We start from the raw sequence: 627 nt of genomic DNA, 5'->3' as shown, positions 1-627 counted from the left end.
CCCCGGCCCCGCGCCCGGCGCCCCCGCCCCCCCGCGGCCCCCCGCCCCCCCCGCCGCGCCGGCCCACCCCCCCACGCCCCGCGCCCGCCCCCCGGCCCCCGCCCCGCGCCCCCCCCCCACCCCACACGCCGAGCCCGCCCACCGGCCCACGCACGAAAGAGGACCCCATGACCGCCTTCCGCCTCAGCACCGCCGTCGCGGACGCCTTCCCCGACACCCTCATCGCCCTGGTCACCGCCACCGGCCTGCGCGGCCACGAGCCCTGGCCCTCTACGGCCGCGGCCCTGGAGGACCTGGAGCGGCAGCTGTCCGACGGCACCTGGCGGCCCGCCGACGAATCCGATCCCCTCATCGAGGCGTGGCACACCGCCTACCGCTCCTTCGGCACCAACCCCCGCCGCATCCGTCCCAGCGTCGACGCGCTCGGCCGCCGCATGGCCAAGAAGGGCACCCTGCCGCGCATCAACCCGGCCGTCGACTCCTACAACGCCGTCTCCGTCCGCCACGGCCTGCCCGCCGGGGCCTTCGACCTCGACCACGTCACCGGTGACGTCGACATCCGCCACGCCGAGGGAACCGAGGAGTTCACCCCGCTCGGCGAGCCGGACAGCGTCGAGCATCCCAAGC

The 627-nt window shown here is 78.0% G+C and carries 1 pseudogene (only partly in view); it reads left to right on the top strand.

Features of this window, described 5'->3' with window-relative positions:
- Positions 1–167: 167 nt before the first annotated feature.
- Positions 168–627: pseudogene (locus GV126_RS37730) on the top strand (B3/B4 domain-containing protein); it runs 397 nt beyond the window's last position.

The organism is Streptomyces mexicanus, from assembly GCF_902506575.1.
Classification (GTDB): domain Bacteria; phylum Actinomycetota; class Actinomycetes; order Streptomycetales; family Streptomycetaceae; genus Streptomyces; species Streptomyces mexicanus.
This window is presented reverse-complemented; position numbering and strand designations above follow the sequence as displayed.